Origin of the sequence: Phreatobacter aquaticus, from assembly GCF_005160265.1 — a bacterium.
GTDB lineage: Bacteria > Pseudomonadota > Alphaproteobacteria > Rhizobiales > Phreatobacteraceae > Phreatobacter > Phreatobacter aquaticus.
The window spans coordinates 2,969,556-2,988,252 of sequence record NZ_CP039865.1; the positions used below are offsets into that span (position 1 = coordinate 2,969,556).

Annotated in this window: 21 protein-coding genes; 12 read left to right on the plus strand and 9 right to left on the minus strand. The window is 67.0% G+C overall.

The window, feature by feature from the left end:
- The first annotated feature begins 49 nt into the window (after positions 1–49).
- Positions 50–709, plus strand: a complete 660-nt coding sequence (locus tag E8L99_RS13970; RefSeq protein ID WP_168201676.1) for a LysE family translocator — start codon at positions 50–52, stop codon at positions 707–709.
- Between the two features lie 20 nt (positions 710–729).
- Positions 730–2,247 (plus strand): ArnT family glycosyltransferase, encoded by a 1,518-nt coding sequence (locus E8L99_RS13975; RefSeq protein WP_137100114.1) that lies wholly within the window; start codon positions 730–732, stop codon positions 2,245–2,247.
- A 4-nt stretch (positions 2,248–2,251) separates the two neighbouring features.
- Here the strand turns inward: E8L99_RS13975 and E8L99_RS13980 are convergent, their stop codons facing one another.
- Positions 2,252–3,727, minus strand: coding sequence for an NAD-dependent succinate-semialdehyde dehydrogenase (locus E8L99_RS13980; RefSeq protein WP_137100115.1), 1,476 nt, complete (start codon positions 3,725–3,727; stop codon positions 2,252–2,254).
- 160 nt (positions 3,728–3,887) lie between these two features.
- Between E8L99_RS13980 and E8L99_RS13985 the strand changes: the two genes are divergently transcribed.
- Together E8L99_RS13985 and E8L99_RS13990 are read left to right on the plus strand one after the other, a co-directional pair.
- On the plus strand, positions 3,888–4,571 hold the full coding sequence (locus tag E8L99_RS13985; protein WP_137100116.1) for an HAD family hydrolase: 684 nt from the start codon (positions 3,888–3,890) through the stop codon (positions 4,569–4,571).
- Positions 4,572–4,694: 123 nt separating this feature from the next.
- The gene (locus E8L99_RS13990) at positions 4,695–6,455 is read left to right on the plus strand and encodes a methyl-accepting chemotaxis protein (protein ID WP_137100117.1); all 1,761 of its coding nucleotides are present in this window, start codon (positions 4,695–4,697) and stop codon (positions 6,453–6,455) included.
- Here E8L99_RS13990 and E8L99_RS13995 read toward each other — a convergent pair whose 3' ends face one another.
- The gene (locus tag E8L99_RS13995) at positions 6,456–7,634 is read right to left on the minus strand and encodes an OpgC family protein (RefSeq protein ID WP_137100118.1); all 1,179 of its coding nucleotides are present in this window, start codon (positions 7,632–7,634) and stop codon (positions 6,456–6,458) included. It lies immediately after the preceding gene.
- 197 nt (positions 7,635–7,831) lie between these two features.
- Between E8L99_RS13995 and E8L99_RS14000 the strand changes: the two genes are divergently transcribed.
- Positions 7,832–8,335: a hypothetical protein gene (locus tag E8L99_RS14000; RefSeq protein WP_137100119.1), complete on the plus strand. Its 504-nt coding sequence runs from the start codon at positions 7,832–7,834 to the stop codon at positions 8,333–8,335.
- Positions 8,336–8,460: 125 nt separating this feature from the next.
- Here E8L99_RS14000 and E8L99_RS14005 read toward each other — a convergent pair whose 3' ends face one another.
- Entirely contained in the window at positions 8,461–9,033 is a 573-nt protein-coding gene (locus E8L99_RS14005) for a hypothetical protein (protein ID WP_137100120.1), read from the minus strand.
- Positions 9,034–9,245: 212 nt separating this feature from the next.
- On the opposite strand from E8L99_RS14005, the gene E8L99_RS14010 reads away from it, so the two are divergent.
- On the plus strand, positions 9,246–9,494 hold the full coding sequence (locus tag E8L99_RS14010; protein ID WP_391527448.1) for a hypothetical protein: 249 nt from the start codon (positions 9,246–9,248) through the stop codon (positions 9,492–9,494).
- 52 nt (positions 9,495–9,546) lie between these two features.
- Here E8L99_RS14010 and E8L99_RS14015 read toward each other — a convergent pair whose 3' ends face one another.
- Positions 9,547–10,710 carry a mandelate racemase/muconate lactonizing enzyme family protein gene (locus E8L99_RS14015; protein ID WP_137100121.1) on the minus strand — a complete coding sequence of 388 codons (1,164 nt, stop codon included), beginning with the start codon at positions 10,708–10,710 and terminating at the stop codon, positions 9,547–9,549.
- 112 nt (positions 10,711–10,822) lie between these two features.
- Here E8L99_RS14015 and E8L99_RS14020 point away from each other — a divergent pair, with 112 nt between their 5' ends.
- The gene (locus E8L99_RS14020) at positions 10,823–11,725 is read left to right on the plus strand and encodes a LysR family transcriptional regulator (RefSeq protein WP_137100122.1); all 903 of its coding nucleotides are present in this window, start codon (positions 10,823–10,825) and stop codon (positions 11,723–11,725) included.
- Positions 11,726–11,753: 28 nt separating this feature from the next.
- Here E8L99_RS14020 and E8L99_RS14025 read toward each other — a convergent pair whose 3' ends face one another.
- Positions 11,754–12,242: a VOC family protein gene (locus E8L99_RS14025; protein WP_137100123.1), complete on the minus strand. Its 489-nt coding sequence runs from the start codon at positions 12,240–12,242 to the stop codon at positions 11,754–11,756.
- Between the two features lie 74 nt (positions 12,243–12,316).
- Complete coding sequence (locus E8L99_RS14030; RefSeq protein WP_137100124.1) at positions 12,317–12,535, minus strand: hypothetical protein; 219 nt, start codon at positions 12,533–12,535, stop codon at positions 12,317–12,319.
- Positions 12,536–12,736: 201 nt separating this feature from the next.
- Between E8L99_RS14030 and E8L99_RS23795 the strand changes: the two genes are divergently transcribed.
- Positions 12,737–13,261 (plus strand): hypothetical protein, encoded by a 525-nt coding sequence (locus E8L99_RS23795; protein WP_168201677.1) that lies wholly within the window; start codon positions 12,737–12,739, stop codon positions 13,259–13,261.
- Between the two features lie 89 nt (positions 13,262–13,350).
- Positions 13,351–14,325, plus strand: a complete 975-nt coding sequence (locus tag E8L99_RS23800; RefSeq protein ID WP_168201678.1) for a ketopantoate reductase family protein — start codon at positions 13,351–13,353, stop codon at positions 14,323–14,325.
- 75 nt (positions 14,326–14,400) lie between these two features.
- Here the strand turns inward: E8L99_RS23800 and E8L99_RS14040 are convergent, their stop codons facing one another.
- Together E8L99_RS14040 and E8L99_RS14045 are read right to left on the minus strand one after the other, a co-directional pair.
- Positions 14,401–14,559: a DUF3309 family protein gene (locus E8L99_RS14040; protein WP_137100126.1), complete on the minus strand. Its 159-nt coding sequence runs from the start codon at positions 14,557–14,559 to the stop codon at positions 14,401–14,403.
- 95 nt (positions 14,560–14,654) lie between these two features.
- On the minus strand, positions 14,655–15,506 hold the full coding sequence (locus E8L99_RS14045) for a transglutaminase-like domain-containing protein (RefSeq protein ID WP_137100127.1): 852 nt from the start codon (positions 15,504–15,506) through the stop codon (positions 14,655–14,657).
- A 225-nt stretch (positions 15,507–15,731) separates the two neighbouring features.
- Here E8L99_RS14045 and E8L99_RS14050 point away from each other — a divergent pair, with 225 nt between their 5' ends.
- The 3 genes from E8L99_RS14050 to E8L99_RS14060 all read left to right on the plus strand — a co-directional run bounded on the left by E8L99_RS14050 (position 15,732) and on the right by E8L99_RS14060 (position 17,616).
- Positions 15,732–15,995: a hypothetical protein gene (locus E8L99_RS14050; RefSeq protein ID WP_137100128.1), complete on the plus strand. Its 264-nt coding sequence runs from the start codon at positions 15,732–15,734 to the stop codon at positions 15,993–15,995.
- A 194-nt stretch (positions 15,996–16,189) separates the two neighbouring features.
- Positions 16,190–16,450 (plus strand): hypothetical protein, encoded by a 261-nt coding sequence (locus E8L99_RS14055; protein WP_137100129.1) that lies wholly within the window; start codon positions 16,190–16,192, stop codon positions 16,448–16,450.
- A gap of 191 nt (positions 16,451–16,641) precedes the next feature.
- Positions 16,642–17,616, plus strand: coding sequence for a Bug family tripartite tricarboxylate transporter substrate binding protein (locus E8L99_RS14060; RefSeq protein WP_252511112.1), 975 nt, complete (start codon positions 16,642–16,644; stop codon positions 17,614–17,616).
- 149 nt (positions 17,617–17,765) lie between these two features.
- On the opposite strand, the gene E8L99_RS14065 is transcribed toward E8L99_RS14060, so the two are convergent.
- Positions 17,766–18,491 carry an outer membrane protein gene (locus tag E8L99_RS14065; RefSeq protein WP_137100130.1) on the minus strand — a complete coding sequence of 242 codons (726 nt, stop codon included), beginning with the start codon at positions 18,489–18,491 and terminating at the stop codon, positions 17,766–17,768.
- Between the last annotated feature and the right edge of the window lie 206 nt (positions 18,492–18,697).

Consider the following 18,697-nt stretch of genomic DNA (forward strand, 5'->3'; position numbering starts at 1 on the left):
CTGCAGCGCCGGCTTCTTGCATTCAGGGCCCGCAAGCGTGATGGGATACATGTCCATCACGCTTGCGGGCCTTTCCATGACCGTTGGTCTCTTCTTCGCCACCCTTGCCGCGGCCATGATCTATGTGCTGACACCTGGTCCGGGCTTCCTCGCTCTCTTTGCACTGACGGCGCGTGAGGGCCGGCGAACCGCCACCCTGTTCGTCACCGGCCATCTCGTCGGTGATGTGCTCTGGGGCACGCTGGCGCTGGCCGGCCTCATCGGCGTAAGCCAATTGGGGCCGCTGCTGTTCGAGGCGCTTGGCATCTTCTGCGGGCTCTACCTCGTCTGGCTCGGGGGAAGGGCGATCCTCGCCCGCGAGGCCTCAGGGGCTTCCGTCATCGGCGGCGGCAGGCCGCTGGTCGCAGGTGCCCTGTTCGGCGTCACCAACCCCAAGGCCTATCCCGTCGCGGTCGCCATGTTCACCGTGCTGGTCGGCCATTATGCCGGCCTGCTGTCCTGGACCATGGCGCCCTGGATCATGGGCACGGCGATTATCGGCTATGTCCTCGCCGATATCATCCTGATCGCCATTGCCGGCTTGCCCGCGGTCCGGCGCTTCTTCCTCACCCATGGCCTCATCGTCACCCGCATCGTCGGCGTCACATTCGTGCTGTTTGGTGCGAAGTCGATCAGCGATGCGGTCCAGAGCTATCGCGCCCGGGCCTGACCTCTGCTAACGCCACGGGCATGACGCCCTTCGATCGCCTGTCGCCTGATCCCGCCCGCGCGGCGCTCATCCTCATCGCCGGCTTCACGGCGCTGCGCATCGCCTTCGCCGCGCTGCTCGGCTTCGGTGTCGACGAGAGCTACACGCTGGGACAGGCGCGCTTTCTGGCGCTGTCCTATTTTGACCATCCGCCGCTGCACATCTGGCTCGCCCATGCGTCGATGTGGCTCTTCGGCACGACCTGGGCCGTCCGCCTGCCGTTCATCCTGCTCTTTGCCGGCACGTCCTGGATGATGTTCCGCCTTACGTCCCGGCTGTTCGGCCCGCAGGCCGGCCTCTGGGCGACATTCTCTCTCAATGTCTCCGTCTTCTTCCTCGCCGCTCCCGGCACATGGATCGTGCCCGATGGCACGCTGCTGTTCTCCCTTGCCGCCGGCATGCTGGCGCTCGCTCGCCTGTTCTTCCCAACCGCAGGGGAGACGCCGTCGCCCTGGACCGCCTGGAGCGTCGCCGGCCTGTGCTTCGGCTTGGCCGGCCTCTCGAAGTACTCGGCCGTCTTCGTCATCGCGGGGCTGGCGATCTTCCTCCTCGCGACACCGCATCGCCGGTGGCTCATCCATCCCGCGCCCTATCTCGGCGCGCTTCTCGCCGCCCTCGTCGTGTCACCGGTCATCTTCTGGAACATCGGCAATGGCTGGGCTTCCCTGAAGTTCCAGGCGGCGCGCGGCGGCGGCGTCGGTTTCACGCCCTCGTCGTTCCTGCAGATGGTGGCGGGCCAGTTCGTTTGGCTCGCGCCCTGGGTCGCGGTCCCGCTCACCTATGCCGGCGTCGCGGCCATGGGCCGATGGTCCGAGCCGCGCCGGCTGTTCTGCCTGGCGCTCGCCTTGCCCTCGATCCTCTACTTCACGCTCCAATCGCTCTGGTCGGGTTGGGCCCTGCCGCACTGGCCCATGCCGGGCTGGTTCTTCGTCTTTCCGCTGCTTGGCCTGTGGCTCGCCGAGAACCCGGACGCCAAGCCCTCGCCGGCCGCTTGGGCGCGCTGGAGCGGCGCGCTGGCCGTGGCGCTGGCACTGGGGCTCGGCATCATCGGTGCGACCGGCCTTGCCACCCGCCTCGGTCTGCCCGTCCGCGCTGATCCGACCATCGATGCGCTGAACTGGACGGAGCTTCGCCCGCGCCTTCAGGCTCTGGGAGTTGGCCGCCCGGGAGGTCCGATCGTCGCCGCCCTGACATGGAACGAAGGCGGCAAGGTCGATCTCGTCGTCGGCGATATCGCGCCGGTCATCGTGCTGGGGCCGGATCCTCGGGGCTTTGCCTTCCGGCAGGACCAGCGCGCCTATTCCGGCCGAGACGCCATCGTCGTGGCGCTCGCCTCGACATTCCAGCGCCTTGGCGGTGGGCTCGACGGGCAGTTCGAGGTGCTGGGCGAGGCCGAGAATGCAACGGTCGACCGCATGGGCCGACCGGAACTAAGCCTTGTCCTTGTGCGGGCGAGGGGGCTGAAGTCGCTGACCCCAACCTCGCTCGCCCTGCGCTAGCGGCTTACTTGTCGATGCCGCCGAGCATCATCAGCTTCAGCTCGAGGAATTCCTCGACGCCGTGATGCGAGCCCTCGCGGCCAAGCCCCGATTCCTTGACGCCGCCGAAAGGCGCGACATCCACGCCGACCATGCCGGTATTGATGCCGACCATGCCGAATTCCAGCGCCTCGGCAACGCGGAAGATGCGGCCGATATCGCGGCCATAGAAGTAGCTGGCAAGGCCGAAGGGCTGGTCATTGGCGAGATGGATCACCTCGTCCTCGGTCTTGAACTTGTAGACCGGCGCGACCGGGCCGAACGTCTCTTCCTGGGTGACGATCATGTCCTTGGTCACGCCGGACAGCACGGTCGGCTCGTAGAAGGTCTGGCCGAGGGCCGAGCGCTTGCCGCCGGTCTCCACCTTGGCGCCCTTGGCGAGCGCATCCTCGACATGGCGCACCACCTTGTCGACGGCGGCCGCCTTGATCAGCGGGCCCTGGGTGACGCCGACATCGAAGCCATTGCCCACCTTCAGCTCGCGCACCTTGGCGGTGAACTTGGCGACGAATTCGTCATGGACGGTCTCGTGGACATAGAGCCGGTTCGCGCAGACGCAGGTCTGGCCCATGTTGCGATACTTCGACGCCATGGCGCCCTCGACCGCGGCATCGATATCGGCGTCATCGAACACGATGAAGGGCGCATTGCCGCCAAGCTCGAGGCCGACGCGCTTCACGGTGGAAGCGGCCTGCGCCATCAGAAGCTTGCCGACCGGGGTCGAGCCGGTGAAGCCGATGAAACGCACGGTCGGGTGCTCGCACCAGGTCTTGCCGATCGGGGCGGCATCGCCCGTGATGATGTTGAGGACGCCCGCCGGCAATCCGGCGCGATGGGCGAGTTCGGCAAGCGCCAGGGCGGTCAGCGGCGTCTCCGGTGCCGGCTTCACCACAGTGGTACAGCCGACAGCGATGGCCGGCGAGCACTTGCGGGTGATCATGGCGGCCGGGAAGTTCCACGGCGTGATGGCGGCGCAGACGCCGATCGGCTGCTTCTGCACGATGATGCGATGGTCCGGCCGGTGCGTCGGGATGACCTCGCCGTTCACCCGGCGGGCTTCCTCGGAGAAGAACTCGACGAAGGAGGCTGCATAGGCGATCTCACCCTTGGCTTCCGCCAGCGGCTTGCCCTGCTCGGCGGTCATGATGGTCGCGAGATCGTCGGTATTGGCGATCATCAGGTCGAACCACTTGCGCAGGATGTTCGAGCGCTCCTTGGCCGTCTTCTTCGACCAGAGCTTGAACGCGCGGTCGGCATGCTCGACAGCTTCTGCCGCTTCCTTGGCGCCGAAACGCGGCACCAGGGCGATGGTCTGTCCTGTTGCCGGGTTGATGATCGGGTCCACGCCCTTGCCGATCCACTCGCCGTTCACATAGCACTGCGACTTGAGCAGCGAGGGATCCTTCAGGGCGAGCGGAGCGGACGTCAGCGGAGCGTTCATGGATGGCCTCCATCGGGACAATCTGAGGGGCGTCTTCTAGCACTCCGCTTCCAGCCGAGCACTCCGTTTCACGCACGTCTGGCGCAACATCAGGTGACAATCAGCCGCCGCTTCGGCATGACGTGCTGACCTCTCCCGAAGAACCGGCAGCCCATCACCCATGACCGCACCCACCATCGTCTTCGATCTCGACGGCACGCTCGTCGACACCCACCCCGACCTGATCGGCACGCTGTCCTGGCTGCTCGAAGCGGAAGGGCTGGATCCCGTCGACCTCGAACAGGCCAAGAGCCTGATCGGGCACGGCATGAAGCCGATGATCGAGAAGGCCTTGAAGCTGCAGGGGCGGGGACTGGTGCAGGACGAGATCGAGGAGGTCTATGGCCGCTATGTCGTGGCCTACCGCCAGCGGATCGCCCGCGACAGCCGGCCCTTCCCGGGCATCGTCGAAGCCCTCGACATCTTCGCCGCCGAAGGCATGACGCTCGCGGTCTGCACCAACAAGCTGCATGCGCTGGCAGTACAGTTGCTGGAAGAGCTTGGCCTCGCCAGCCGCTTTGCCGCCATCACCGGCCAGGACACGTTTGCCGTGCGCAAGCCCCACCCAGACCACCTCCTCCTGACCATCAAGCAGGCCGGCGGCGACCCCGAGCGCGCCATCATGGTCGGCGATTCCGAGCCGGATATCCGGGCTGCGCAGGCAGCGAAGGTACCCGTGATTGCCTTTTCAGGAGGCTATACGGCAATACCGCTCATCGACATGGCGCCGACCCTCATCCTCGACCATTACGACGGCCTGCCTCAGGCCGTCCGCAACCTGCTGGCACAGGGCGGGACACGCTGACGGGTGCAATGGCTCGTGGTCTGCACCACATGGTCGTGCCGTTAAGGCAAGGTTTACCATGACGGACTAACCTCCCCGCGCAATGGAACGGTGAATCCGACCGACCCGTGGAGGGGATAACCCATGGCATTCGGTCTGAAGTGGACCAGGAAGCGACCCATTCCGACCGGCGAGCCAGTTCAGGCCGCATCGCATGGTGACGCGGTCGAGATCGCCCGGTTGAAGGCGGAAATCGCCCAGGTCCGCGACACGATCGATCTGGTCGAGTCCGACCTGATGAAGGTCATCGGCGACGTATCCGCCTCCACCCATGACGTCCACGAGGGCACGGTCGCGGCATCGCGCGCGCTCTCCGCGATCCGCGAGCGCTCCCGCTCGCTTGACCGGCTTGCCTCCAGCGCCTCCGAGAACGGTCGGCAATTGGCCGCCGCGACCGAGGAATTCGCCCAGAGCGCGCGCGAGATCGGCGGTCAGGTGCGCCACGCGACCCGGCTCACCGAGACGGCGATCGTTGCGGCGGATGCGGCCTCGACCAGCGTCGATGGTCTGCGCAGTTCTTCGGCCGAGATCGACGAAGTGGTCGGCCTGATTGCCAAGATTGCCCGCCAGACCAACCTGCTGGCGCTCAATGCAACCATCGAGGCGGCACGCGCCGGCGAACTCGGCAAGGGCTTCGCGGTCGTGGCCACCGAGGTGAAGATGCTCTCCCAGGAGACCCAGCGCGCCACCGACGAGATCGCCCGGCGCATCGGCAAGCTTCAGGCGGACAGCCAGGCCTCGATCGTCGCTGTCCAGGACATTGCCGGCGCTGTCGAGGCCATCCGTCCGGTCTTCGAGCAGGTTGCTGGCGCGGTCGACCAGCAGATCGAGACCATTGGCGACCTGTCGCAATCGGCCACGGAGACGTCGCGGTTCATCGAGACGGTCTCGACCGGCGCCAGCGCCATCGATGCGGCGGCGCACGAGGCCGAGGAGACGTCCCACGCGGCCGATCTCGCGGGCCAGCGCGCCGGCGAGCTGTCAGAGAAGCTCAGGTCGCGCTTCACCATCTTCCTGCGCCAGTCCGAGATCGGCGATCGCCGCCGGTTCGACCGCTTGCCTGCCGATATCGCGGTCCGCGTGCGGCTGGCCTCGGGCGACGTCGATGGCAAGACGGTCGACATCTCCGAGGACGGCATGCTGCTGGCGGTTGCTGGCGCGGAGCGGTTCCAGGTTGGCCAGACCTATCCCTGCACGCTGACAGCCATCGGCGCCCTGCGCGCGACCATCGTAAGCCGCTCCGGCCTTGGGCTGCATTGCCAGTTCGCCAATCTCGATGGCGAGACGCGCTCACGGCTAGCCGAGAAGCTCGCAGCACTCCGCGAGGTCGATGCCGAACGGGTCCGCCGGGTGCTCGATGCCAGTGCCGAGATATCGCAGGCGATCGAGCAGGCCGCCCAGGCGCGCAAGCTCAGCCGCGACGACATGTTCGACAACGACTACAAGCCGATCCCCGGCACCAACCCGGTGCAGTTCACCACCCGCTATCTGGCGGCTCTCGAGGCTGTGCTTCCGGCGATCCAGGAACGCTGGCTCGGCCTCGACAAGCAGATGGTGTTCTGCGCGACGCTGGATCGGAACGCCTATCTCCCGGTCCACAATGCCGCGTTCTCCAAGCCGCAGAAGCCCGACGATCCCGTCTGGAACGCAGCGAACTGCCGCAACAAGCGCATCTTCGACGACCGCGCCGGTCTCTCCGCCGCCCGCAGCGTGCGGCCCTATCTGATCCAGTCCTATGCCCGCGACATGGGCAATGGGGTGGTCGTCATGATGAAGGAGATCGACGCCCCCGTCCGTGTGTTCGGCAAGCACTGGGGCGGCTTGAGGATGGCCTATCGCCTCTGATCAGCGCTCCAGAGCCTGAGGCTGACCAGGCGCCGGCATGACGATGGGCGCGCGTGCCGGTTTCGGCTTGGTCCAGGGCTCGCTCTTGAACAGCTTGGCGATCCAGGCCGCCGCGACCACTCCGCCAAGCCCCGCGAGATTGACGAGTGCCACAGGGCCAGCCTCGTGGCCAACCATGTCGAGCGCGATGCCACCCATCCAGGCGAGCGCGGTGCAGGCCAGGAACGCCGGCAGCGATTGGGTTCCGACCAGCGTCAGCACCTTTGCCACGCGGGTTTCCAGCAGGAACCGTGCGTGTTCGAGCAGCGACAGGGTCAGATAGGCCAGCGCCAGGAAGTGGATCAGCCTGACGGGGTGCAGGTTGGTCCAGGTGTTGAGCGGGAAGGCCCAGACCTGAAGGTCGACCAGCACGGGCCAGGCGTCGGTGATGGCCCAGAAGTTGAACGGCACCGAGACGACGACGATCGCGGCCGACAGCCAGACCAGCCGGCGCTCGCCAAGCCGTGGCGGCGTCCACCAGCCAAGGCCGATGGCAAAGCCTGCGAAGAACAGGGCCTGCCAGGCGAAGGGATTGAAGAACCAGGGCTGGCCGGTGTCGCCGCGGCCGGGCATGGCGAGGCCGAACATCCAGGTGGCGAGATAGAGCGCCGCCGAAAGCGCGAACGGCAGCACCGGATGGACCTGCCGCGCCGCCACCATCACCGGCACCAGCGCCAGAACCACGATGTAGAGCGGCAGGATGTCGAGCAGCATCGGCACGAAGGTGAGCGTCACCAGGCCCGCCAGCGCATCAGCAGGTGCCTTGATCAGGTAGTCGATTGCCATCCAGGCCTGGCTTGATGGCGGCGCGACCAGCACGGTGATGCCCGCCAAGGCCACGAACAGCCCGAGATGGGCCCAGTAGAGCTGCCAGATCCGCTTGGCGATCTTGAGCGTGCCGGGCCAGAAGCCCGCAGTTGAGAAGGTCCGGCCGAAGGCGACCGCACTCGCGAAGCCCGAGCCGAACACGAACAGCTCGGTGGCCGAGGAGAAGCCGAACCGCGCGGGAATCCAGGCAAGCCACGGGTTCTCGGGCAGGTGGGCAATGAAGATGATCAGCATGCACAGGCCGCGGAACACGTCGAGGCGCAGGTCGCGCGGACGCTTCGGTGGTATCGCGGCGGGGTTGGCTGGCTGCATGGCGGGAGCTTCGCTTGGCGTGACTGTCCTTTCGCTTACGGTTCAGCCGCCTTGGCTGTTACCGCACGGGATAACCGGGCCTGTGCCATTGCGTTCACGACGTGGTGATCGGTGCGTTCGGTAACAACAGGTCCATCCTGGCGAATGGGCTCTCAACGGGGCGTCTGGTTCGCTCCGACCAGACCGGGAGACCACCCATGATTGCCGCTCAAGCCACAGCCCCCATGCGCATCGCCGGCATTGCCGTTCCCAACGTCAAGGAACTGATCGCCCTGGCCATTGGCGGTCTCGCCGGTCTGGGCCTCTGGGAGATCTGGGCTTCGGTGCCGACCCCGCTGATCGCGGGTGGACCGCTGGAGCCGCCGGCCCTCGTCAAGGCCCTGTTCGCCCACCAGCTGGGCATCGAGCTGTCCGATGTCACCGCCAAGGCGCTGCACTACTTCACCGGCGTCTTCGGCTATCCGATCGCCTACTTCGTGCTGACCCGCAACGGCATCAGCCTCGGCAAGCCGCTCGACGGCTGGCTGTGGGGCGCATTCACCACCTTCATCGCGCTCGGCATCTTCGCGCCGCTCGCCGGCCTGCCGTTCCTGCTGCTCACCTGGGGCGGCCAGCTCACCTTGATGAGCACGATCGGCCACACGATCTATGGCGCGCTCGCCGCCTACCTGACCGAACGGCTGCTCGCCGAGAAGGTCTGAGCCGGAGACGTCCTGGAACAGGCCGGAGACCGGTCTCCGGCTGCCAGCCCGCAAAACGGGCCTGTCAGCCGGAGTGGTCGCGGAGCCGGAGCGAGCTCTCGCTCCTGCTCCGGGTCGCTCCGGTTCTAGCGAAAGACGCCCGCAACCATGCTCCTCGCCGAAGTCCAGCCGCGGGTTACAACCTCCGGCATGCCGATCTTGGGCACCGGAATGCCGAGAATTTTTTGCTCAGAGCTGGCGGCTGCGGCCGCCGGCTCCACCTTGGTCATCGCCACGAGATCGAGCGGCTGGGACGGAACCTGCGGAGCAATCTGCGCCACCGCCGGACGCTGGGCGGGCAGGGGAGCCGCCGCCCGGCGCACGGGGCGGGCGGGTGCCGCCTGCGGGGCGGCGGGTATCTCGGTCTGGGCGCGGGCCACCAGGGCCTCGGCAAGCCCGGCCGCGGCGCGCTGTACCGGCTGCACCGAGCGCGCGTCCGAGGGCCCGGGAATGACGAAGGCGGCATCGACGTCCTGATGCACCACCATCAGCGGCGCCGGCACCTGATGGACCGGCTGCGGGCCACGATATGTGGCGATGATCGAGGGCACTGCCAGCGCCGCCACGATCGAAGCCACCGCCGAGATCACGATCTGGCGGGCCAGGTGCCGGCCGCCACGGATCGTCTGGCGCATCGCTCCGAGAATGAGGTCAGCCATGGAATGCTCCTGTCATGCTTCGGGGCAGACAATGGCCGGTGCAATGGGGCGGGAATGCGAACGGATGTGTGTCCGGCGCGGCACTTTGGGTATCAGTTTGTAACTGTGTCGCCGCATCCTCAGACGGGTTTCGGGGGCGGTGTCGATTGCCGCCAGGCCTCCCGCCGGAACTGCTGGCCCGCTGCGGAGTTGGCCTCCCGGAGGAGACCACGATGAGCAAGCCGATCAGTGAAACATACACCGTCGTCGAGCATGACGGCGGCTTCGCCTACAAGGTCGGCGATGTCTTCTCCGAGACCTTCCCGAGCCGCGAGGCGGCGCACGAGGCAGCCGACACCGCGGCCCATCGCCAGCGCGCGCCCGGTTCCGACGAGACGATTGCCTATCAGGACGCGACGGGCGTCTGGCGCGAGGAACGTGCCAGCGGTCGCGACCGCCCGGTCACCGACGTGAAGGATTGACGCGAAGGGTCGGGCGCCTTGCTTGCGGCATCGCGGTCGGGCGCCAGGGGGCCTATTCGGCCAGTTCGCGCATCACCTTGATCAGGTCGGACTTGCCCTCGAAGCCGATGCCCGGCAGGTCGGGCATGGTGATGTGCCCATCCTCCACCTTCACGCCGTCGGGGAACCCGCCATAGGGCTGGAACAGGTCGGGATAGCTCTCGTTTCCGCCGAGCCCCAGGCCCGCCGCGATGTTCAGCGACATCTGGTGCCCGCCATGGGGGATGCAGCGCGAGGGTGACCAGCCGTGCTGGTCCAGCACATCGAGGGTGCGGAGATATTCGACCAGGCCGTAGGACAGGGCGCAGTCGAACTGCAGCCAGTCGCGGTCCGGCCGCATGCCGCCATAGCGGATGAGATTGCGCGCATCCTGGTGCGAGAACAGGTTCTCGCCGGTGGCCATCGGGCCGGGATAGAATTCCGCCAGCGCAGCCTGGATCGAATAGTCCAGGGGATCGCCCGCTTCCTCGTACCAGAACAGCGGATAGTCGCGGAGCATCTTGGCATAGGCGATGGCCGTTTCGAGATCGAAGCGCCCGTTGGCATCGACCGCGAGCCTGGCCTCCGACCCGATCTCCTGCAGAACGGCCTCGATCCGCCGGCGATCGTCGTCGATGGGCGCGCCGCCGATCTTCATCTTCACGACATTGTAGCCGCGCCGGACATAGCTGCGCATCTCGGCCTTCAGGGCCGCGTCGTCCTTGCCGGGATAGTAGTAGCCGCCGGCCGCATAGACGAAGACCCGCGGATTGGCCTCGCGCTTCCGGTCCTCTGCCAGCCAGCGGAACAGCGGCTTGCCGGCGATCTTCGCCATCGCATCCCACACCGCCATGTCGAGCGTGCCGACGGCGACCGAACGCTCGCCATGTCCCCCCGGCTTCTCGTTGACCATCATGGCCGCCCAGATGCGATGGGGGTCGATATTGTCGCGCTCGTCATTCAGCAGCGACGCCGGATCGGCTTCGAGGATGCGGTCGCGGAAGCGCTCGCGGATCAACCCGCCCTGGCCGTAGCGCCCGTTTGAATTGAAGCCATAGCCAACCACCCGGCGGCCGTCGCGCACCACGTCGGTGACGACGGCGACGAGGCTCGCGGTCATCTTGGAAAAGTCGATATAGGCATTACGAATGGGCGAGGCGATGGGTTTGGTGATCTCCCGGACATCGACGATACGCATGGCCTTGCTCCAATCGGTTCAAACTTCGGCTTTCGGACCCGGATATAGGCTGGCGAGAGGGGCAATGGCCAATGCTGTTGTCAGCTTTGGCTATGTGCTACCGGCATAAGCAATGGATCTGATCTGGCTGGATGACTATCGCGCCCTGGCCGACACCTTGAGCTTCTCGAGGGCGGCGGCACTGCGCCATGTGACGCAACCGGCCTTCAGCCGCCGCATCAGGGCGCTGGAGGCCTGGGTCGGGACGCCCCTGTTCGCGCGCACCACCCATTCGGTGATGCTCACAGCAGCCGGCGAGCATTTCGGCGATCAGGCCGAGATCCTGAGGCGCGCCCTCTACCAGCTGCGGCGGGATACGCTGGACGTGGCCGGCCGTGCGCGGAGCCAGCTGCAGATCGCGGCGACCCATGCGCTCTCCTTCACCTTCTTCCCGGCCTGGGTCCGCAGGAACGAAAGCCTGCTGGAACTCGGCAATCTCAATCTTCTGTCCGACAGCATGAGCGCCTGCGAGCAGATGCTGCTCAGGGGCGATGTGCAGTTCCTGCTCTGTCACCACGGTCCGGGCTCGGCTGGCGCGCAGCTGGGCGCGACGTATCTCGGCCTCGTGGTTGGTCGCGACGTGCTGGTGCCCCTGTCGGCACCGGGCCCCGATGGAGGACCGCTCTGGCGGCTGAACGGCACGCCGCCGGCGCGATACCTCGCCTATAGCGATCGCTCGGGGCTCGCGCGGATCGTCGACGCGCGATGGCACGAGGTCGACCGGGAATTCGGGCTGAAGACCGTGTTCAGGTCCCATCTGGCGGCAACGCTTCAGTCGATGGTGCGCGCCGGCGAAGGCCTAGCCTGGCTGCCACGAACCCTGGCCGAGGACGATATCGCGGCTGGCCGTGTGGTGGAGCTTGGTGGTCCGGACGTCCAGATTCCCGTGGAGATCCGCCTCTTCCGGGCCGCGGGCCGGCTGACCGCCACAGCCGAAGCCGTGTGGGACGGCCTGAACGCCCAGGCGGAGATCTGACCGGCCGCAGGCCGACATCCGCGCCTGCCTATCCCCGTCGTGCCGCCTCGATCGCCGCGACGTCGATCTTGCCCATGGTCATCATCGCGGCAAAGGCGCGCTTGGCCTCATCGCCGCCGGCGGCAATCGCCTCCGTCAGCGCGCGGGGCGTGATCTGCCAGGAGAGGCCCCACCTGTCCTTGCACCAGCCGCAGGCGCTCTCCTGCCCGCCATTGCTGACAATGGCGTTCCAGTAGCGATCGGTCTCGGCCTGATCGTCGGTGGCGATCTGGAACGAGAAGGCCTCGCTCTGCTTGAAAGCCGGGCCACCGTTCAGCCCGAGGCATGGAATGCCGGCGACGGTGAATTCAACCGTCAGCACATCGCCTGCCTTGCCCGAGGGATAATCGCCCGGTGCGTGGTGGACAGCGGTCACGGCGCTGTCGGGAAAGGTCGCGGCATAGAAGCGGGCGGCTTCTTCCGCGTCCTTGTCGAACCAGAGGCAGATGATGTTCTTGGGGCTTCTTGCTTTGGCCATGACGTTGTCCCGGTTCCCGTGATCCAAGCGTGAGGCGGGTCGCCCTGTGAGGCAAGGCCCGGCGGCAGCTTTCCCTAGTCCTGCGCGGCGTCGCCCATGGTCTCGCGCATCGCCAGAAGGGCGGTGAGTTGGGTCTCGCTGTTCTCGATCAGGCCGGCGATCGAATCCTCGGACGCCTGGCCGGACACCGATGCCGCGCGGTTGGTCAGGTCCAGGATGTCATTGCGCAGCTTGGCGATGCGGTCGTCGATCTCCAGGAGCCGGGCAATCTTGTCGTTGAGCTGGTCGTTCATGGTGCTGCCTCACGTGGTGTCGCCTCGCATGGTCCTGCCTCGCGACGGGCCCGCATCCGCAGGCCTGCTCACAACGGATGAGCCGCCCGAGGGTTCCGCCCTCCGGACGATCTCTCGGGAACCTTCGGCCGCTTGGGCCGTTCCCTGTGTCTGCCGGGCGCATCCCGTCCGCTGCTGCCGGGGGGCTGTGCCATGAGAACGATGCTGCGAGGGGTCCTGAGCCTTGTCGTGACGCTATGGGCCGCAAGCGCCTGGCCTGGCCCGGCGAATGCCCAGCCGGCGCCATCCCGGCCCGCACCGCCGGTCCTGGCGGCGCCAGCCGAGCCGGCGAAGCCCTGGGTCGGTACCGACCTGTTCGTCTCGCCGATCGATGGGCGGCGGACCTTTGCCTTTGTCGCCGAGCGCGGCGACCTCATCATCCGCTTCGGCTGCCGGCTCGACCGCACGCTGGTGCAGGTGACCTTCGCAAAGCTGCTTCTGCCCAACCGCGACAAGGTCACCGGCGCCTATCGCATCGACCAGCGCCCCGTCGTGGTGGTGGCCTGGATGAGCGAGGATGCGCTGAGCTGGTCGCTCGACGTGCCGGAGGCCCGGGCCGCGCTGGAGACATTGTTCACCGGCCGCGTCATCCACATCCGCATCGGCGAACTGGAGCGTTCGATCCCGCTCGATGGCATTGCCGCCCTTCAGCCCCGCTACCGCGAGGCGTGCCGCCCGGCGGCCTGACGCCTCCGGTGACGAGACCTGCACCGACGCATGTTGCAACGCGGCGGCGGGCAGGCTTCCTTGGGGCCGCAAGGCAGGGGAGTGCGGTCATGCGGGTGGCGATTGTTGGGGCGGGCTCGATCGGGGGCGTCGTCGCCTGGTATCTGGCGAAGGCGGGCCTGAAACCCACCATCGTGGCGCGGCCGGCCAGCGCCAGCCTGCTCGCCGCGGAGGGTTTGACCCTCCAGTCCGCCAAGGGATCCGAAACCGTGGCGGTTCAGGCGACCGCCGATGCTGGAGCGGCAGGCCCGCAGGACATCGTGTTCGTCGGCTTCAAGGCCCATGACTGGCCGGCTGGCCTTGCCCTGATCCGTCCGCTGATCGGGCCTCAGACCATCGTCGTGCCCATGCTGAATGGCATTCCCTGGTGGTATCTCGACGGGCTCGACGCCCGCTTCGGCGACCGCCGGCTCACTTCGGTCGATGCCGATGGCGCGATTGCCGCGGCGATCCCGTCAGGCCAGATCCTTGGCTGCGTCGTCTATGTCGGGGCCAACCGTCCGGCCGCCAATGTCATCGACTGGAACGGCCGCAAGCGGCTGATCCTCGGCGAGACCTCCGCCCCGGCGGGCAGCCGGCTCGATGAGGTGGTCCAGCTGCTGAAATCTGCCGATATCGATGCCGAGGCGACGCCCGACATCCGCGCCGCCGTCTGGCAGAAGCTCTACGGCAATGCCTGTTTCAACCCGATCTCGGCTGTGACCGGCGCCACCATCGACCGCATTGTCGGCGATCCCGCCGTGAAGGGCGTGGCGCGCGCCATCATCGCGGAATGCATGGCGGTCGCGGAGGCTGTCGGCATCACCGAAAAGATCGACATCGACCAGCGGCTCGTGCTGCCGCCGACCATGATCGGGGTAAAGACCTCGATGCTGCAGGACATGGAGGCGGGCCGGCCGCTCGAATTGGGCGCCATTGTCGGCGCGGTCGCCGAGCTTGGGCGCCGCACAGGCGTTGCGACGCCGATCATCGAGAGCGTCGGGGCGCTCGCCGGCAATGCCTGGCAGCAGCGCTGGGGCAGCTGAAGCCGCGCGCATCCGCGCGGCCTGAAAGTGAGCGGCCCGGCGTTTCGATATTGCCGGGCCTTGGCCAAGCCTGCCCTAGAACCTGAGGCCGCCGAGCAGATAGATGATCAGGATGATCACCAGCACGGTGCCGAGACCGCCGCCGAGGCCGGCCGTGCCATAGGCCCGATGGCCGAAATAACCGCCGCCGCCAAGCAGCAGGATCAGAAGCAGGATAAGGATCAGCGGGCTCACGGGCGGTCTCCAGACAAAGGCAGGGCCGGCGGCTTGCCGGCTGCGTGTGGGTCAACGCCGGATTGCCCCATTGGTTCCGGCGCGACAGCCGCCGGTCAGGCGGCAGCCACCCGGCTGACCGCTTCGGCGGGCACTTCGTCGGTGATGACGTCGAAGCGCGTCAGGGCGTGCAGGCCGAAGGAATTGAGGATCGCGACGTCGGTGGCGTCGCGCCCGCGCGCCATCACGATGCGGCCGATGCGCCTGGTATTGTGGCGGGCGTCGTAGGTCCACCAGCGGTCGCCGAGGAACACCTCGAACCAGGCGCTGAAATCCATCGGATTGGGATCGCGCGGCACGCCGATATCGCCGAGATAGCCGGTGCAATAGCGCGCCGGGATGTTCATGGCCCGGCACAGCGTGATGGCGAGATGGGCAAAGTCGCGGCACACCGCCAGCTGCTCGTCATAGGCCTCGGACGCGGTCCGGGTGGGGCGGGCGAGCTTGTAGTTGAAGGTGAGATGGCCGTGCACGAAGTCGCAGATCGCCTGCACCCGCGCCCGTCCGCCCTGGATATGGCCGAAGCGGCTCCAGGCGACCTGGTTCAGCCGGTCGGTCTCGCAATAGCGGCTGCCGAGCAGGTAGACGAGGACATCGTCGGGCAGATGCTCCGGCGCCAGCTGGTCGCCGTCGGGGGCGACCGCATCCGGCTCGCCGCTGTCGCGGACCAGGCCCTCGGCCGCAAGCGTCACACCGCCGGCGGGCGCGATCAGCCGGCGGCAGATATTGCCGAAACCGTCCTGATAGTCGCTGACGTCGACCTTCTGACCCGTCGTCCGCCCGATGGCGGAGAGGGTGTCGGCCCGCTCGATGTCGGCCCAGCGCGTCGGGTGGATGTCGAGCATGGCGATGACCGGGGTCGGTATGTCGCATGCGATTTCGATCGAATAGCCATAGCGGATGAGCATCGGGGGGGCGTCCTGGCAGGAGGGATTGGCCCGCTTCACGCCAGCACCTGGCTGTCGCGGCAAGCGGCGCCGTCTGCAGGGCTAACGTCGAAACCGGGCCTGGGTTCCGGCCTCGCCATGTCGGCGCATTTTTTCGACGTGGTGCTCGAACCTTTTTCAGGCCCGCCGCGACCCATGGAGGACCGGGGCGATCAAGCCCCACCCGAACCTCCAAGGAGACCTGCCATGACCCGCTTCAAGACCCTCGCTCTCGCCGCCGTCGCCGCCGCCTCCCTGATGGCCGCAACCGCTCCTTCCGCCGAAGCCGGCTTCCGTCACGGCCGCGGCATCGGCTTCGGTGGCCTGGCCGCCGGCCTGATCGTCGGTGGTGCCGCTGCCGCCATCGCCGCCAACGCCTATGCCGCTCCGGCCCGCGAATGCTTCCTCACCCGCCAGTGGGTCGACACCCCATACGGCATGGAGCGCCGCACGGTCCGCGTCTGCAACTGATCGCTGAAAGCCCACTTCCCCAGCTTCCCGAAACCCCGGCTCCCCAGAGCCGGGGTTTTGCGTTCCGGGCGCCTGCGCCAGCCCAACATATTTCGAACATTTTTCGGTCCGGCCTCGAACCTTTTTCAGGCCCGCCGCGACCCATGGAGGACCGGGGCGATCAGGCCCCACCCGAACCTCCAAGCAGACCTGCCATGACCCGCTTCAAGACCCTCGCCCTCGCCGCCGTCGCCGCCGCCTCCCTGATGGCCGCAACCGCCCCCTCCGCCGAAGCCGGCTTCCGTCATCGTGGCATCGGCTTTGGTGGCCTGGCTGCCGGCCTGATCGTCGGTGGCGCCGCTGCCGCCATCGCCGCCAACGCCTATGCCGCGCCGGCCCGCGAATGCTTCCTCACCCGCCAGTGGGTCGACACCCCCTACGGCATGGAGCGCCGCACGGTCCGCGTCTGCAACTGATCGCTGAAAGCCCACTTCCCCAGCCTTCCGAAACCCCGGCTCCCCAGAGCCGGGGTTTTGTCTGTGCGCGGGTCTCTTTTGGCTCCTGCGCCATCAGCGCGGTTGCCTATCGGCATTCAATCGTTTTAGCCTTTGCATCAAGGCCAGACAGCCGCTCGATCGGCTCCCCCAACAATGGCCCGGAGGAAACCATGAAGAAGCTGATGCTTGCGCTTGCCTGCGCGGGCGCTGTCCTGTGTGGACGCGCCGAGGCCCAGACCGCCGCCCCCGCCTGGCCACAGCGCCAGGTCACCGTCATCGTGCCGTTCACTGCCGGCGGCACGACTGATCTCTTCGCCCGCATCTTCACGCAGGCGATGCAGCAGAAATATGGAACGGCCTTCGTGGTCGAGAACCGCGCCGGTGCCGGCGGAACGGTGGGGGCGGGCGCTGCCGCCCGCGCGCCGAAGGACGGCTACACGCTGTTTGTCGGCACGGCCAGCACCCATGCCATCGCGCCCTATGTCTATAAGCAGCTGACCTACGACGCCGACAAGGACTTCCAGACCATCAGCCTGTTCGCCACCCTGCCGAACATGCTGGTCGTGTCGAACACGATCCCAGCCCGCACGATGGCCGAGTTCGTCGCCTATGCGAAGGCCAATCCCGGCAAGCTCAACTATGGCTCCTCGGGCATCGGCGCTTCCAACCACATCCCGGCCGAGATCATCTCCAACCTCATCGGCTCGCCGATGACCCATATCCCGTTCCGCTCGTCGAACGAGATCATGAACGCGCTGGTCGGCGGCCATATTCATCTGGCCTTCGACAACATCACCTTCGCCTGGCCGCAATCGCAGGGCGGAACCGTGCGCGCCATCGCGGTGACCAGTGCCCAGCGCAGTCCGACGGCTCCCGACGTGCCGGCCATCGCCGAGACCTATCCGGGCTTCGACATCGGCACCTGGCATGGCCTGTTCGCGCCCGCCGGCGCGCCGCGCGCCGTGGTCGACCAGATCGCCGCCGACGTGAAGGAGATCTTCTCGCGGCCCGATATCATCGCCAAGCTGAAGGAGATCGGCGCGGTCGCTGCCCCCAACACCCCGGACGCGTTCGAGACCTTCGCCCGCGCCGAGCGCGCGCGCTATCGCGACATCGTCCGGCAGGCCCGCATCGAACCGCAGTGACCGGCACCAACCGGCCGCGCCTGTCGCGGCCGGATCTTCGCAATGATGACCGGGCCACGGTCGCGGCCCGGTTTCATCGGCAGCCGACCAAACGAAACAGGCCGCCCCGAGGGGCGGCCTGTTTGCATTCCAGATGAGGCGTCGGCCGCTCAGTAGCGGGCAACGACGGCCGAGCCGCCGGTCGAGAAATGATAGCTGAGGCCGAGGCGCACCGCATGGATCTGCGGGTTGATGCGCTCGGCATAATCGCCGGTGGTGAACCGGGCCGTGGTCTTGCCGTAGTCGGTGTAGCGATATTCGACACGGGCCGAGACATTCGGCGTGAAGGCATATTCGAGGCCGACGCCAGCCGTCCAGCCGGTAAAGTTCGTGCTGAGGCTCTGGATGAAGAAGGCATCGCTGGCGGAGGCGTTGAGATAGGCGAGACCGCCCGTTGCGTAGATCAGTACGCGGTCAACCGCAACGCCGCCGCGCAGGCGCAGCGACGCATTCCAGCGATGCTTGAGGCCATTGACCACGCCACCCGAACCACCGTCATTACCGGTCACGCCGGAGGCCTCGATATCGGCCTCGGCGCCGAGCACGACCGAGCCAAACTGGTGCAGGTAGCCCGCATGCAGGCCGCCAAGCACGCCCGACTGGTTCATCGCCGCCTGGGTCAGCGGGAAGGTGTTTGAAGCCGCGCCGAAGTTCCACGGCTGCTGAGCCTTGCCCCAGCCATAGCCAACCTGGCCACCGACATAGAAGCCGGTCCAGCTGAACGACGGCATGACGATTGCCGTCGCGACCGGCATGCGCGGCGCGCCGAGATCGGCTGCCATGGCACCGGTCGACAGGGCGGCGAGGGCGGCAGAGGCGAGGAGCAGCTTCTTCAAGGCGGTAATCCTTTTGGCGGAACGATTGCCCCGAGCAAGACACCCATCGTCCTTAACAGGCAATAAAAAGACGCCTTGGCAGTGGTCCGACGGGGCAGTTTGCCTGTGTCTGTTGCCCTAAAGTGACAAAGCCGGCGGCGGCTTTGACGCGCTACCGGTTGTGGATACAGAAAGACCGGCGCGATCTGTGGATCACGCCGGTCTGA

Excerpts from the sequence above, each read along its gene's own strand:
- E8L99_RS13970 (WP_168201676.1), top strand. The coding sequence starts at position 50 with ATGTCCATCACGCTTGCGGGCCTTTCCATGACCGTTGGTCTCTTCTTC.
- E8L99_RS13975 (WP_137100114.1), top strand. The coding sequence starts at position 730 with ATGACGCCCTTCGATCGCCTGTCGCCTGATCCCGCCCGCGCGGCGCTC.
- E8L99_RS13980 (WP_137100115.1), bottom strand. The coding sequence starts at position 3,727 with ATGAACGCTCCGCTGACGTCCGCTCCGCTCGCCCTGAAGGATCCCTCG.
- E8L99_RS13985 (WP_137100116.1), top strand. The coding sequence starts at position 3,888 with ATGACCGCACCCACCATCGTCTTCGATCTCGACGGCACGCTCGTCGAC.
- E8L99_RS13990 (WP_137100117.1), top strand. The coding sequence starts at position 4,695 with ATGGCATTCGGTCTGAAGTGGACCAGGAAGCGACCCATTCCGACCGGC.
- E8L99_RS13995 (WP_137100118.1), bottom strand. The coding sequence starts at position 7,634 with ATGCAGCCAGCCAACCCCGCCGCGATACCACCGAAGCGTCCGCGCGAC.
- E8L99_RS14000 (WP_137100119.1), top strand. The coding sequence starts at position 7,832 with ATGATTGCCGCTCAAGCCACAGCCCCCATGCGCATCGCCGGCATTGCC.
- E8L99_RS14005 (WP_137100120.1), bottom strand. The coding sequence starts at position 9,033 with ATGGCTGACCTCATTCTCGGAGCGATGCGCCAGACGATCCGTGGCGGC.
- E8L99_RS14010 (WP_391527448.1), top strand. The coding sequence starts at position 9,246 with ATGAGCAAGCCGATCAGTGAAACATACACCGTCGTCGAGCATGACGGC.
- E8L99_RS14015 (WP_137100121.1), bottom strand. The coding sequence starts at position 10,710 with ATGCGTATCGTCGATGTCCGGGAGATCACCAAACCCATCGCCTCGCCC.
- E8L99_RS14020 (WP_137100122.1), top strand. The coding sequence starts at position 10,823 with ATGGATCTGATCTGGCTGGATGACTATCGCGCCCTGGCCGACACCTTG.
- E8L99_RS14025 (WP_137100123.1), bottom strand. The coding sequence starts at position 12,242 with ATGGCCAAAGCAAGAAGCCCCAAGAACATCATCTGCCTCTGGTTCGAC.
- E8L99_RS14030 (WP_137100124.1), bottom strand. The coding sequence starts at position 12,535 with ATGAACGACCAGCTCAACGACAAGATTGCCCGGCTCCTGGAGATCGAC.
- E8L99_RS23795 (WP_168201677.1), top strand. The coding sequence starts at position 12,737 with ATGCTGCGAGGGGTCCTGAGCCTTGTCGTGACGCTATGGGCCGCAAGC.
- E8L99_RS23800 (WP_168201678.1), top strand. The coding sequence starts at position 13,351 with ATGCGGGTGGCGATTGTTGGGGCGGGCTCGATCGGGGGCGTCGTCGCC.
- E8L99_RS14045 (WP_137100127.1), bottom strand. The coding sequence starts at position 15,506 with ATGCTCATCCGCTATGGCTATTCGATCGAAATCGCATGCGACATACCG.
- E8L99_RS14050 (WP_137100128.1), top strand. The coding sequence starts at position 15,732 with ATGACCCGCTTCAAGACCCTCGCTCTCGCCGCCGTCGCCGCCGCCTCC.
- E8L99_RS14055 (WP_137100129.1), top strand. The coding sequence starts at position 16,190 with ATGACCCGCTTCAAGACCCTCGCCCTCGCCGCCGTCGCCGCCGCCTCC.
- E8L99_RS14060 (WP_252511112.1), top strand. The coding sequence starts at position 16,642 with ATGAAGAAGCTGATGCTTGCGCTTGCCTGCGCGGGCGCTGTCCTGTGT.